The organism is Mucilaginibacter sp. P1_A3 (assembly GCF_056406855.1).
Window position 1 is genome coordinate 120,310 of the sequence record NZ_JBFTZJ010000012.1, and the last position, 13,804, is coordinate 134,113.

Below are 13,804 nucleotides of genomic sequence, written 5' to 3' on the forward strand. Positions count from 1 at the left end.
CGGTAAATTAATCGAAATCTTTGTAAATACACAGCAGTAAATCGATTTATTTTTGGTCACGGATTTCATGAACGGCTTTGGCTATTTAACTTTACTCTGCTTTTATAGGATCGTTGTAGGGCTGAACCAATAGCATCGGACTATCATTACCCAATGCATCGGCATCAAACTCTATTTTGATGTTCCTGCTTTCGCCCCTCATCAAACTGAAATAATTATCATTCATTAAAGCAGGCAGTATTTGCTCGCCGTTGCTTTTCCTCACCGCCTGTGCCCTTATGGCAAAGGCTACAGCGGGAGATGATGCCGGGTTGGTGATGGTGGCATTGATATAATATTTACCATCTGCCCTGGTCACCTTTGAGTTTACTTTCAAATTCACTTTGGGCAGCTTGTTCAGCGCTGTAAAATCGGTGCGTTTGTTGCCGCGCCAATAAAAGTTATCGGATACCAGTTTGCCTGCTTTATCTGTTAATTTTAGTTTGATGAAATGCACATCGCTTAAACCGTTACTTTTTGGTTCGCCGCCATACACTTCAAAATCCCAAAGCGAGTAGCCCCAACCAGAGCCACGGTGTACACCCTGCATTTTTACATAGCGGGCCCTGGTTTCATCAAAAGTAAACTGCTGTATGCCGCTGTGGCCATCTTCCGTATCATATACATCACGCCATTGTTTGGCATCGTTGGATACCTGGATTTTAAAGGCTTTGCCGTAAGCTTCTTCCCAATTCAATTTCACACCATTTACTACCTGTTCGCTGCCCAGGTCTACATAGATCCATTCATTATCGTTTTGCCTGCTGGCCCAGCGGCTGCCACTGTTGCCGTCGGTTGCCAAAGCAGCCTCCATGTTTTCTGATGATGAGGCAACGGTAGCCTTGTTTAAAGCCAGGTTGGTATGTTCTTCGGTAAATTTGATGGTAAAGCAATTTACTGCTGTGTTGGCAATGGCATCTACCTGTTTGGTTTGATGATAATCGCTTACCGGCCTGCCATCGCTGTTGTATACTTCTACATCGGCCGTTAAATCGCTAACGTTGCTGCCGGTAGTGTTAATTACCTTAACCGAATTATTTACCGGGTTCCATTGAATGTGCAGTGGTTCGCAGGCTTTTTTTGCACCCCAGTAGGCACCAGTCAGGTCGTAATAGTAATCATAGGTTTGCCATACCAGCGATGGGTAGGCCGACTGGCTCATCCAGGTCATGATACCCGATGCATCTTCCCACATATTGTCTTCCCAACCCTCGTACATCGCCTTATTGGTTTCTATATTGAGCAGCTGCGCCTTGCGGCAATAATCCTGGATGCCGGTTGCTGTACCATAGCGTTTGTTAATCCCCTCATCATACCTATCGGGCCCCGCATTTCCTGCCGATGGACCAAAGAAATGCAGGTTCCACATCTCGTTTCGCGGCCATAGCTTATCCTTAGGAATAAACTTTTTAAAGCTATCGTAATTGGTAAATACCGCCGTGCCAATCTCGCTGCGCAAACCCCAGCCCGGCGAACCGCCGAAACCATTAGGGAACCTGCTGAAATACCAGCGCGGGTCGAAATTTGTCCAGGGCCCGCTGCCAGTTAAACTACCCGCGTGCGAATTGGGTTGATAACGCCTGTCGCCCCCGTCATAGTTGCTGATATCTTCGGCCAGCCAGCCGTTAAGCGGTGGCATGGGTGTCCCTTCGTTATCGCCGCACCAAATGGCTATCGACGGATGGTTACGGAAGCGCTTGATCTTTTCTATCGCGTTAGCATTAAAATTGTTCACATCGTTGGGCAGGTTAGGGATAGAGTTTAACCAAAAATCATCCCATATCATCATGCCGTATTTATCGCAGGCATCGTAAAATTCATCATCAGTAGTTGATCCTATCCAGTTGCGCACGATGTTAAAGTTCATTTCCCGGTGTAGCTTCAGTTTGGTATCGTATTCGTTGCCACGGCAGCGCAGCATATACTCGGCCATACCCCAGTTACCACCTTTTAAAAACACGCGGGTACCATTCACCAATACATGCAATACATTGCCCACTGTATCGTAACTGTATTTTTTGATTCCGAATTTGATGGTCTGGCTGTCGGATATCTCATCGCCCAGTTTAAGGCTGAGCTTGCAGGTGTATAAGTTAGGTTCACCATAACCGTTTGGCCACCATAGTTTGGGGCTGTTAATGGCCAGTTGTTCAAAACGCTTTTTATCCAGCTTCACTTCGGCGGTACTGTTGGCGCCTACAAATACTTTTTGGGTAAATGCTATGTTTCCGGGTTGAATAGTACCGCTCAATGTACCCGTTTGAAATTTTGAAGTACTGTTTTTTACCCCTAACGCGATAGATACGTCGGCCCGGGCATTGGTCGGCAAATCCGTTCTGATCCAGGGATCCTGGATAGTGATACCGCCTGTATTACTGAGGTAAACATTATCGGTTATGCCCGAGTTTAATCCCGGTACATATGGCATCCAATCCCAGCTGGCACTTGGAATATAAGTGGGACTGGAGTAGTTAACCAAAGGGTTAGCAGGGCAATATACCAATACTGCTAAAACGTTTAAGCTACTTTTGCTGACTATACCCGTAACATCAAAATTACCTCGCTGCATAAAGCCATCCATAGTCCCAATTTGTTTACCATTAAGGTAGATCTCGGCCTTGCGGTTGATGCCCTTAAAGTTAAGCCAGATCTTTTCTTTGGTATAACCGGCAGGGATGCTGAACTCCGTACGATACCAAAAGTTACGGTCGTATTTGGCCTTATCAACCTTGTAAATATTATCGCCAAAGTTGGGATCTTTTTCCAGGCCGGCCACCACGTAGGCATTAAACACCGTACCGGGCACTACCCCCTTAACCCAGCTGGCTACATTGTAGCCGGGTTTGTAAATATTGGCGCTATCGGCACCAACTTCGGCCTGGGCTTTCACTTTCCAGTTGGTTTGCGGGTTTGAGCTATTGAGGTAACCCAGATTCTGCGCCGATGCGCCGGTGAAGGCAGCAACGCAGATTATTAAAAGGGATTTTTTTAAAACTTTGGGGAAATTTAAAGGCATTGTAGGCTGATGTTTAGTTTGATGTGTTTTTGGAGAGCGAAAAAGGTTTGTCTTCGGCTGCCAGACCTCGGCTCATGTTGGGTTTATCGCCCATTTCAAAGTGCAGGATGCCGCCGGCCGTGATATCGCTGTGCTTAATAAAGTTGTGGGTATAAGGCTTCCCGTTAAGCGTTGCCGACTGGATATACACGTTTTGCTTACTGTTGTTATTGGCCTCTATCACAAACTTTTTACCATCCTCCAGCGTAATGGTCATTTTTTTGAATGCCGGGCTGCCTATCACATACTCATCTGTGCCGGGGCAAACGCTGTAAATGCCTGCCGCACTCAGCACATACCATGACGACATCTGCCCTTCGTCCTCATCGCCGGGATAGCCATTTTCGCCAGCGTTGTACATTTTGTCCATTACCTCACGCAGGTGTTGCTGTGCTTTCCAGGGCTGGCCGGCATAGTTATACATATACAATAGGTGATGAATAGGCTCGTTACCCTGCGCGTACTGGCCCATTTTAAAGGCCGCCATTTCGGTCATCTCATGAATTACCTGTCCATAGCCCCCAACTTTAATAGTACCCGGTTCGGTAAAAACCGAATCAATTTTATCTGTAAAATTTTTGTCGCCACCCATCAGGTTAATCAAGCCCTGCACATCCTGGAAAACCGACCAGGTCCAGTGCCAGGCGTTGCCCTCAGTGTAGGGGCCGCCCCAATCCATCGGGTCAAAAGGTTCAATCCAATTGCCTTTGGCATCTTTGGCACGCATAAAGCGCGTTTTTGGGTCGTACAGGTTTTTGTAATTATACATCTGCCGGCCAAAAACATTTTCGTAGTAGGTATTACCTGTTTGTTTAGCCAGCTGATATCCGCAAAAATCATCATAGGCAAACTCCAAAGTCCAGGCGGTTGCGCCTAAAGTTTGAGGCGTATAGGGCACGTAGCCATCGGCAAAATACTCTTTCCAGCCGGGCCTGCCATTGGCGCTGCCCCAAGGACCTTTATTGGTGGCTTCGTGGTAATATGCCGCCAAAGCCTGTTTAGGGTCGAAGGTATGAATACCCTTAACCCATGCATCGGTTAATAATGATATGGAGTGATTACCCAGCATCCCGCCCGTTTCGGCAGGGAATGACCAGGCCGGGAGCCAGCCGCATTGCTGCTGCGCATCCAGGAGTGCTTGCACATATTGCCCCTGCATTTTAGGGTGAATAATGGTATTAAGCGGAAATTGCGCGCGGAAAGTATCCCAAAAGCCATTATCGGTATACATAAACCCATCGTGCACTTTACCATCATACGGACTATAGTAATAAGGCTTGCCATCTTTACCGTACTCAAAAAATTGGTGCGAGAACAGGTTGGCATGGTACATACAGCTGTAAAAAGTGGCCTTTTCATCTTCGGTAGCGCCTTCAATTTTCATGCGGCCCAACAACGTGTTCCAAACCTGGTCGGCAGCTTTGCGGGTATCATCAAAGCCGCGGTATTTGCCCAGTTCTGTTTGCAAGGTTAGTTCGGCCTGTTCCGGGCTTATATAGCTTGATGCTACTTTGGCCTGCACCGTTTCGCCATCTTTAAATTTAAGGTAAGCGCCAATACCTTCGCCTTCGCCGTTTAGGCTTTTGGGCGATAGCTTGTTTTTTTTATTTTCCCAGGTGCCATAATCGGCAAAAGGTTTATCAAAGGTGATCACAAAATAGTTCTTAAACCCTTGCGGCGCCCATCGGCAATTGTTCACCCAGCCAATGATCTTGCGCTCCTGCGGAATGATCTTCACCACACTCATTTTGGTGTAGCCGTCCAATACCAGGTAAGAGCCCTGCCCCTTGGGGAAAGTGAAGCGTAAATGAGCCCCGCGTTCGGTAGGGGTCATCTCGGTGGTGATATTATTATCCAGTTTTACTTTGTAATAACTGGGCTGGGCGGTTTCGTTCTCATGCTTAAAGGCAGCGGCACGGGCATCTTCATTAACCACCAATTTACCGGTAACCGGCATAAAAGAAAACACCGCATAATCATTTACCCATGAACTGCACTGGTGCGATTGCTGAAAGCCGCGGATGGTATGCTCAAAATACTGATACTTCCAGCCATCGCCATTTTTGCCGGTTTGGGCTGTCCAGGTGTTCATGCCAAAAGGCAATGCCGTGGCAGGATAAGTATTGCCATAGCTAAACTCATACTTGGTATTAGTACCCTGCCGCGTGTTAACATATTTAACCAGGTTGTCATCCTGCGCAAAAAGGCAGTTTATCCATAAAAGCGTGGCAAGGCAAGTAAGTAAGCGTGTTTTCATTGGGCGATATAATTTGGTTTGTGCCAATAAAGGATATCAGCACCTGGTGTACAAATATAAATAATAAATCGATTTAGCAAAATGACAAAACCTTATTTTTATTTAAATAAGGTTTTGTAAAACAGATCGGCCACAAATTTATTACCCTCGTCGTTCAGGTGAACGCCATCTTTGGTTAATATGCCTTCGCTTTTATTGGTTGGGTTATTTTTAACATTATATTCGTGGCATAAGGTCCGGAAATCTACCAGGTCGCAATTGTTTTGTTTAGCCAGATCGCGGATGATGTTGGAGTACTTATTCAGGTCGCCATCCAATTCATTGCTGTAGTCCGTTTTCTCACCTACGCTGGCCGGTGTACAGATAATTACCTTGATATTTTTAGCCTGCATTTTTTTGATCAATGCGGTGTAAAAGCGGCCAAACTTATCCCAATCGGTACCGGTACCAAACATGCGTTTGTGCCATACATCGTTTACCCCTACCCAGATCACCACCACATCCGGATTTTTTGTCAACACATCATCTTCATAGCGCAAATACAGATCGTATATTTTATTACCGCCAATGCCTGCACCGGCAACCTCGTAATCCTTATCCTTTTGTTCGGCTTTAAGGCGCTGCTGGATCAGGGTGATAAAACCGGTTGGCTGCACACCGTACTCGGTAATGGAATCACCAAAAAACACCACCTTAACAGGTTTTTTAGTTTGGAAACTGCACAGCATGATGATGCCGGCAAACAGTAAGAATCTTTTCATTTGAATTGGTTAGCTAAATTGATTTAGCTAAGATATATGTTTTGTTGTCAAATAGCAAGTATCAAGATTTAAAATTCTGAAAAAGCATTGTTGCGGGAGCTATCAGCCAATCTCCCATAATTTCGTAGAGACGCATAATTGCGTCTCCCGCAGGACATTCAGAATTTGCAAGGTCGATTTGCATGTACGATTTGCACGCGGGAGACGCAATTATGCGTCTCTACATTGCAGTAACAACGCGGATGAAAGTCTTAATTCTTGACTCTTGATTCCTGACTCTCTTTCCCTATTTTCATCCTGATAAACCTCGGCCGGTATAAATTAGGATGTTTCATCAAATCGGGAATGAAATCTACAGAGTTAATATTATAGCTGATCAGCAGTTCGCCAGGAGCAGACAAGCTTGGATGGGCTTTAGCGTTGTAAACCACAAAGGTTTTTTCCTCCAGGTCGGGTTTGCAATCCCATATCTTTATTACCGGACCAAACGGACCATAAGGTGTTACTCCTATGCGCATCCCTACGTCGGTACTCATCCCCCCTACCTGGAAAATGAGGGCGTACCTGCCATCTGGCAGGGCGGTAAGGCTTAACTCGTTGGATACATTATCCGTAACATCGGCTACCTTGTTCATATCCTTTACCCAATTGGTACCATCGTAAAAAGTCCATCGGTCAAACTGTTCAAAATCTTTGGGTAACACGCGGGCTATCATCAGTTTTTTGGCCATGCCGCGTACGCCATAAACGTAAATATACCCATCGGGTTTTGGCGCGCCCGCCTTTGTTGTATTTACATAGATACCAGCGCCAAATGAACCTATATCGCCGTTTTTATCGGTGAGGTAAAAGGGCGTATCCATCTGTTTTAAACCATGGTAAGGTGGCTGTGCGCCGGCGGGAATCCTGATGAGTGTATTGCCTACTTCTTTAAACCCAAATGCGCCTGTGCCCACATTGCGCACCCTGTAGCCAAAAATGTAGATGGCATTATTTAGTTCCTGATTTACAAAGCCATCGCCCAGCCAATAGTAATCGCTGGTATGAGTTTGGGTAGTGCGCGGTATAAATACCGATTCGGCTGCTTTGGCTTTATCAGTATCCCAGGTAAATTTCATTTTGAGATTTGCAGGTTGATTGCCCTTAAGCACGGCAACGGAGTTATGGATCATTTTATAACCAGGCGCCATGGTGCCATTTTCTATTTTACCGATCATGCTATCGCTAAAAATAAATAACACCTTGTCGTTGGCTTTGGCCTGCCTGTTTTCGATACCGTTTAATGGGATAGTGTAAATACCGTCGCCTCCAAACCAGCCGGTCTCGCGTTTTAACAGGGCGCTCCACTCGGGAGCTTCTTCTACCGTAAAGTTAAGGTCGGTAAGATTTACAGTTTTAGCACTGGTTTGTGCTTTGGTTTGCGCGTTTACAATAAAACAAAATACAAGGCTGATGATTGCAAACTTTCTCATAGGAATAATTCAAATAATTGGGCACCCAAATTTAAGCCGACTATGGCTGCCTTTGCAAGTTATTTTTATGGTTTATGATTAAAAATCCAAAGCCGGTTAATCCACCCAGCACCATCAGTAAACCGATAAAACCAGCCTGGGTTGACACTATACCCAGGATATGATATTTTGGATTGATACGGATCAGCTCAATTAAAAAGCGTTCGCCGCCGTTAAGGATGAGGTACAAAAAAAACATAAAACCAGGGATAATGATTTTATTCCTAAAAACCCACATCAGCATAAAAAACAACAAACAAATAGTGGCTTCATAAAACGGTGTAGGGTATACGCCCTGCACCAGTTGATTACAGTAATTACCCGTGCAATCGGGCAATGGAATCCCGGCGTTAATGGCATTATGCGGGTAAGTGAACGACCACATCCATTGAGGCAAAAACCCCGGCTTTGCATGGTTGTTAACTATTCCCCAGTCGCCATCGCCAGCAAGCTGACAACCTATACGACCAATGCCATAAGCCAGCATCATCCCGGGCGAACCGATATCGGCCAGGTGTACCAGTTTCATTCCCTTTTTATGACCGATATAGAGATAAGTTAGAGCGCCAAATATAAGACCTCCATAATAAGAAAAACCGCGAACGTTGAATAAGGTTCCCACCGGATCATACCTGAAATTATCCCAATGTTCCACGGTATCAAAAAGCTTTGCCCCTATAAAGCCAAAAAAGCCTACCGAAAACAGGAGCATTCCCATCAGCTGGTAAGGGTGTACTGTTTCCGTTACCAACCGGGGCTCCTCCAGTTCGTTTTCCTTTTTATCAGCATAAACCCAAAAACCAAATATGGCGGCTGTAAGAATACCCATAACCAGGTTACCCTTTAGTGATAAAAGGTACGACTGCGGATTGTCACTGAAGATAGTGTAATTGAACATTGCCCCAAAAGCTTTGAAGCCTAATAAAAAACCAAGGAAGGAATTGATGCTGATTTCGGCGAAGGAAGCTTTTTGCCCCAACATTACTTCGCGGGTAAATGCGGTGATCTTACCTAAGGCCTCGTACCGCTTAAACTCCGAGCTGAATACCATGTACGAGAACAAAAAAGACAAGGCCATAAATAAACCCAGCGTTTGAACCGGGAATGTAAAATTAATCCTGAAAAGGTAGTAAATAAGGTGGCCTATAGTTGGAAACATCGCACTAATTTAATGATAAATGAAATCATACAGAATAGTAAAATTCGGCGAAATTCCTGAGGGAAAACTACATGGTGATTTTAGGTTCAAAGTCATGCCGAAACAAATAATCGGCATGACTTTAGTAATATATTGGGCTTATTTAAAACCCGGCCTGTATACCAATATTAATTACCCGTTGGTTAATATAAGCATCGCCTGCTGTATTGGTAGCCACCTCCGGATCCTGTTGGTACTTTTTGAAATTTGTCCAGGTAAACAGGTTGTAGGCGCTCATGTAAATACGGGCGTTGTTAATTTTAAAAGGTAGCAGTTTGGTTGGCAGTTGGTAACCTATATCAACTGTTTTAAGGCGGATGTAATGCGCGTTGATCAGCCAGTAATCTGAAAAATAAGCCGTTGGACTATTTACTGACGTAGGGTTGGTGCTCAACCTCGGAAAATTGGCATTCGTTATGTTTGTTGGTGTCCAGCGTTCCTCGTGAATGGGTTGAAACTGGCTTTGGAAAGGTTCAATACCTGTACCCAATACCGCAAAGCTGTAATTAAATGACCCCGCAAATAAAGCGCTAACACTAAACCCTTTATAAACAACCTGGAGTGATAAGCCAAGCGAAGTATTTGGCAGGTTGGGGTTACCGATATGTGTTTGATCGAACACGTTAATGATACCATCGCCGGTAAGGTCCTGGTACTTCAAATCACCAGGTTGCAATGGTAAACCATTATCTGGTATTGCAATAGGATCGCCTGCGTTCGATCCGCCATGCGCGGCCTGGAATGCTTTAATATCAGCGATGTCTTTTACGCTATAATATCCAAGGGAGTGATAACCAAATTGCTGACCAATAGGCAGTCCTGTTCTGGCCAGGGTTTTATAAGCCGGCGCGGCCTCATCCATGAAGAGTATTTTGTTTTTAGCATACGAGAATACAAAGCCCACATTGTACTGTATTTTGCCGGCGTTGCTATGATAACTGATCTGTCCGTCGAAGCCCTGGTTACGGGTTCTCCCGATGTTTACGGCAGGCAGGTCGACGCCGATAATCTCGGGCACACTTCCGGGAACGATCAGCTGATCATAACGGATATCATGAAAATAATCGATGGTGGCCGAGATCTTATCGTTAAATAAGTTGAGGTCCAAACCTACGTCCGTTTTTTTGGCACGTTCCCAAACTACGTTAGCGTTGCTTAGGGCATCTTCATATACACTGCCATAGCCTTGCGGTGTTTCGCCAAAATAATATCCGCCGCCTTGCTTATATACCTGGTTGTACACGTAGCGATTACCCGGTGCGGCATCAGAACCTACCAGGCCGTAGCTGGCCCGCAATTTAAACAGGCTGAAAACCGGGAATTTGTCAGCAAAGAATTTCTCCTTTACCAGGTTATAACCAACACTTAATGCAGGGAAATAACCAAAGCGGTGATTGGCGGCAAACCTGTCGGTACCATTGTAGGCGATGTTAAATTCCAACAAATATTTCTGCTTATAATCATATCCAATTTTGCCGGATACTCCCTGGAATTTTTGCGGTACGGCCACTAATGAACCATCCAGGAAAGGTTGCGCGTTGTAAGTTTGTGATGTTTGGTTAAACAACAGTAAGCTGGTTACGTGGTGCGCGTTGCCAAACAAATGATCGTAATTGGCATATAGCTGCGCATCGTAATTATTGGAGTTGATATCTGTATTACCTGTTAATACATAGGTTTGGTACACATAACTTGCCCCCGGCTTTAACGTATACTGGTTAGTTGTTGGGTCGAAATGATAAGATGGGAAACCGCCGCCATTAAATGTTTGCTTGGTAAACTGCTCAATGCTGGAATAGGCTACCCTGCCGGTTAAAGACAGGCCTTCGGTAAGCGCATCCAGCTTTTGAGTGGCGCCAAACAAAAAGTTAAAATCGGTACGGCGCGAATGCTGGTAACCACCTGTGGCCAGCCTGGCATTCAGCGTTGGTAAATGCTCGGGGTTAAAAGACGAGTAGGCATATGAGTACGAGCCGTTAGGATTTAAATATGGCGCGGTAAAAGGCGTTTGCTTGGTAAAGTTATATACCTCGCCTACTGCATTCTGGTTATATGGCTGGTTCAGGTCCGAGAAACGGGTGGTTACATCCAAACGCAGATCCAGGGTTTTATTAGCTTTCAGATCAAGGTTGGAGCGGAAGTTGTAGCGGTTAAAATAGTAATTGGTGTTTACCAAACTTTGCGGATCGGCAAAGTCACGAACAAGGCCGTTTTGTTTCAGGATGCCACCTGAGATGAAATACTTAACCGCGTTACTACCACCAGAAATATCCATATTGGTATTTAACTGGTAGGTATTTTTTTTGAATATTTTATTATACCAATCAACGTTGGGATGCCCATAAGGATCGTCGCCATTTTTAAAATGATCCAGATCCTGCTGCGAAAAGCTTTGGGGGATACCATCATTGGCCTGCGCCTCGTTGATCAATACCGCCGAGTTATAAGAATCAAGGAAAGTTGGCGTTTTGGTGGGGGCCTGTACACCTGTCTCAACCCTTAAGTTAACCTTTGGCGCACCGCTTTTACCCCTGCGGGTGGTTACAACCAATACGCCGTTGGCACCTTTAATCCCGTAAATGGCCGTGGTTGATGCATCCTTCAATATCGAAATACTTTCAATTTCGTTTACGTTGATCTGTTGCAACTGGTCATAGCTATATTGTATATCGTCAACAATTATTAACGGTTGGTTACCAGCCGGATTTAATGAACTAACACCACGGATATAAAAATCTGATGCATCCTTACCCGGCTGGCCAGATGACTGCTGCGAGAAAAAGCCCGGTAATTTACCGGTTAATGCATTTTGCACATTAGCCGTTGGAACGGTGCGGATATCTGCCGCTGATATAGAACTTACAGCACCGGTATTGGTAGGCCGTGAGCGTTTCCCATAGCCAACCACAGCAACTTCATCCAGGCCATTGCTGTTGGTTTGCAGAATAACATCGGCCGTGCTGCCATTTTTAAAGGCATACTCCTGCGGCACGTAGCCTATAAATTTAACAACGATGGCGTTAGACTGCCCTTTTAGTGTGAGGCTGAATTTACCGTTAGCTGTGGTAATTGTACCATTTGATGGTAATCCTTTTTCAACCACGGATGCCCCGGGCAAAACACCGGAAACATCGCGCACGGTCCCGGTTACGGTTTTATTTTGCGCAAATGCAACCACCGGAAGCATGAGTACTATTATTTGAAAGAAAAGTATGAATTTTCTCATAACTGCTTAATTGATTTGGTTAAATTAATTGAAGGACTACCATCCGGGATTTTGTTTCATATTCGGGTTCTTTAACACTTCATCGTACGGGATGGGATACAGGTACATTTGCGGCACGGTAAACTTATTGGCCTGAGCAGTGACGATATTATAAGTCAAGCTCGACCCGATTTTATTGATCGACATACCTTTAAGCGGCTGGTTCATTAGGGTGCCCGATGTTTTCCACCTGCGCAGATCCCAGTAACGGCTTTCTTCAAAAGCAAATTCCAGCCTGCGTTCGTTATGGATAGCATCGCGCATTTCGTCCTTGCTCATGCCGGCTTTTAACCCATACAGGCCATTTCCCCCGGCAGTTAAGCCAGCCCGTTTGCGAATCCTGATCATGGCGTCGTAAACATCGCCGGTAGCACCGTTAACTTCATTCTCAGCCTCGGCATAGCCCAATATCACATCAGCAAAGCGGATGATCAACCAATCGGCATTATGGCTCTGGAAGCTATTGGTATTCTCCTCGTTGCCCATAAACTTGCGCATGTAGTAGCCCGTTTTGGTTTGCTGCAGGCTGGTGTTTGGTTTACTCTGGCCACCTTCATAAAGCTGCAGATCGCTGTTGAGCCAGCGTGCGCCATTATAAAACACGGTATAAGTAAGGCGCGGATCGCGGTTAACGTATGGATTATTACTATCATAACCTGATGATGGATCGGTTATGGGCAAGCCGTTGTTCATAGGATAAGCATCAACCAATTGCTGGCTGGGGCTGGTTTGACCTTTTGATGCTGCCCCGGGAAATCCTATAGGCGCATTAGTCGATTCGACAATATTATCAGACCCGGTTTGCCTGATCAGTATCATTTCAGCATTATTCTGTGTCAGAAAAATATCTTTATAATTAGTCAGCAACGCGTAACCGCCCAGGTTCATTACATCTTTTTCGGCCGCTGCAGCTGCTGCCCATCTTGCTGTACTGTTATCTGCATAGCCGGTTAGCGGGTTGGCCGCATCAATGTTGCCGCCATTAAACAGCGGACTGGCGGCATATAACAAGGCCTTTGCCTTTAAGGCTAACGCCGCGCCTTTGGTTACCCGGTGCGCATCGGCATTGGGGTTATCAAATGGTGTAGTGAGTAACGTATCTTTAATGGCATCACACTCGCTTACTATGTATTTTATACAATCATCAAATGAGTTGCGCGGCAGGGCTACGTTATCGCTTATAGTAAATACTTTGTTGCCTAACAATGGCACACCTCCGTAACGTTTCACCAGCTCAAAGTAAAACATGGCCCTTAAAAAACGGGCTTCGCTTTTCCATACGTACTTTTGCGAGTAGCCTTTGTATTTTGCCATTACCGGCACCAGATCAATGTTATTTACAAAAATGTTGGCCTTGCGGATACCTGTATAATAATATGCCCAAAGGTTCTCATCGGCTGGCATGGTATAGGAATTATAGGCTGCGGTGGATAGTATGGTAACCTGGTTTGTAGGACCCGAGGCCGACGACATGGCATCGTCAGACGCAGCGTCAAGATAATCGCCGCCTACCCGGTTATGACCGCTTTTGAGTATAGGATAAATACCGTATAGAAATTCTTTAGCATTGGTACCCAAAGAATCCTTAGGATCAAACACATATTGAATACCCACCTTATCAACCGGAAATTGCTCATATTTTTTACAGCCCGATAGTATTACAAAAAGGGTAAGGACTGCTATGCTTATATTTTTAATTTTCTTCATGATCATGTTTT

The 13,804-nt window shown here is 45.2% G+C and carries 7 protein-coding genes; all 7 read right to left on the reverse strand.

Annotation, left to right across the window (positions count from 1 at the left end):
* Positions 1 to 91: 91 nt before the first annotated feature.
* Positions 92 to 3,055 (reverse strand): discoidin domain-containing protein, encoded by a 2,964-nt coding sequence (locus AC1D0K_RS24565; RefSeq protein ID WP_477441478.1) that lies wholly within the window; start codon positions 3,053 to 3,055, stop codon positions 92 to 94.
* Positions 3,056 to 3,068: 13 nt separating this feature from the next.
* On the reverse strand, positions 3,069 to 5,351 hold the full coding sequence (locus AC1D0K_RS24570) for a GH92 family glycosyl hydrolase (protein ID WP_477391450.1): 2,283 nt from the start codon (positions 5,349 to 5,351) through the stop codon (positions 3,069 to 3,071).
* Positions 5,352 to 5,449: 98 nt separating this feature from the next.
* Entirely contained in the window at positions 5,450 to 6,112 is a 663-nt protein-coding gene (locus AC1D0K_RS24575) for an SGNH/GDSL hydrolase family protein (RefSeq protein WP_477391449.1), read from the reverse strand.
* A gap of 251 nt (positions 6,113 to 6,363) precedes the next feature.
* Entirely contained in the window at positions 6,364 to 7,584 is a 1,221-nt protein-coding gene (locus AC1D0K_RS24580; RefSeq protein WP_477391448.1) for a DUF4185 domain-containing protein, read from the reverse strand.
* A gap of 40 nt (positions 7,585 to 7,624) precedes the next feature.
* Positions 7,625 to 8,782 carry a prolipoprotein diacylglyceryl transferase gene (locus tag AC1D0K_RS24585; RefSeq protein WP_477391447.1) on the reverse strand — a complete coding sequence of 386 codons (1,158 nt, stop codon included), beginning with the start codon at positions 8,780 to 8,782 and terminating at the stop codon, positions 7,625 to 7,627.
* 142 nt (positions 8,783 to 8,924) lie between these two features.
* Positions 8,925 to 12,047, reverse strand: a complete 3,123-nt coding sequence (locus AC1D0K_RS24590; RefSeq protein WP_477441480.1) for a SusC/RagA family TonB-linked outer membrane protein — start codon at positions 12,045 to 12,047, stop codon at positions 8,925 to 8,927.
* 36 nt (positions 12,048 to 12,083) lie between these two features.
* Positions 12,084 to 13,793 (reverse strand): RagB/SusD family nutrient uptake outer membrane protein, encoded by a 1,710-nt coding sequence (locus AC1D0K_RS24595; protein WP_477391445.1) that lies wholly within the window; start codon positions 13,791 to 13,793, stop codon positions 12,084 to 12,086.
* Positions 13,794 to 13,804: the final 11 nt, after the last annotated feature.

What these genes read in the sequence shown, in the direction of transcription:
- AC1D0K_RS24595 (WP_477391445.1), bottom strand. Translation starts at nt 13,793, where the DNA reads ATGAAGAAAATTAAAAATATAAGCATAGCAGTCCTTACCCTTTTTGTA.
- AC1D0K_RS24570 (WP_477391450.1), bottom strand. Translation starts at nt 5,351, where the DNA reads ATGAAAACACGCTTACTTACTTGCCTTGCCACGCTTTTATGGATAAAC.
- AC1D0K_RS24580 (WP_477391448.1), bottom strand. Translation starts at nt 7,584, where the DNA reads ATGAGAAAGTTTGCAATCATCAGCCTTGTATTTTGTTTTATTGTAAAC.
- AC1D0K_RS24575 (WP_477391449.1), bottom strand. Translation starts at nt 6,112, where the DNA reads ATGAAAAGATTCTTACTGTTTGCCGGCATCATCATGCTGTGCAGTTTC.
- AC1D0K_RS24590 (WP_477441480.1), bottom strand. Translation starts at nt 12,047, where the DNA reads ATGAGAAAATTCATACTTTTCTTTCAAATAATAGTACTCATGCTTCCG.
- AC1D0K_RS24585 (WP_477391447.1), bottom strand. Translation starts at nt 8,782, where the DNA reads ATGTTTCCAACTATAGGCCACCTTATTTACTACCTTTTCAGGATTAAT.
- AC1D0K_RS24565 (WP_477441478.1), bottom strand. Translation starts at nt 3,055, where the DNA reads ATGCCTTTAAATTTCCCCAAAGTTTTAAAAAAATCCCTTTTAATAATC.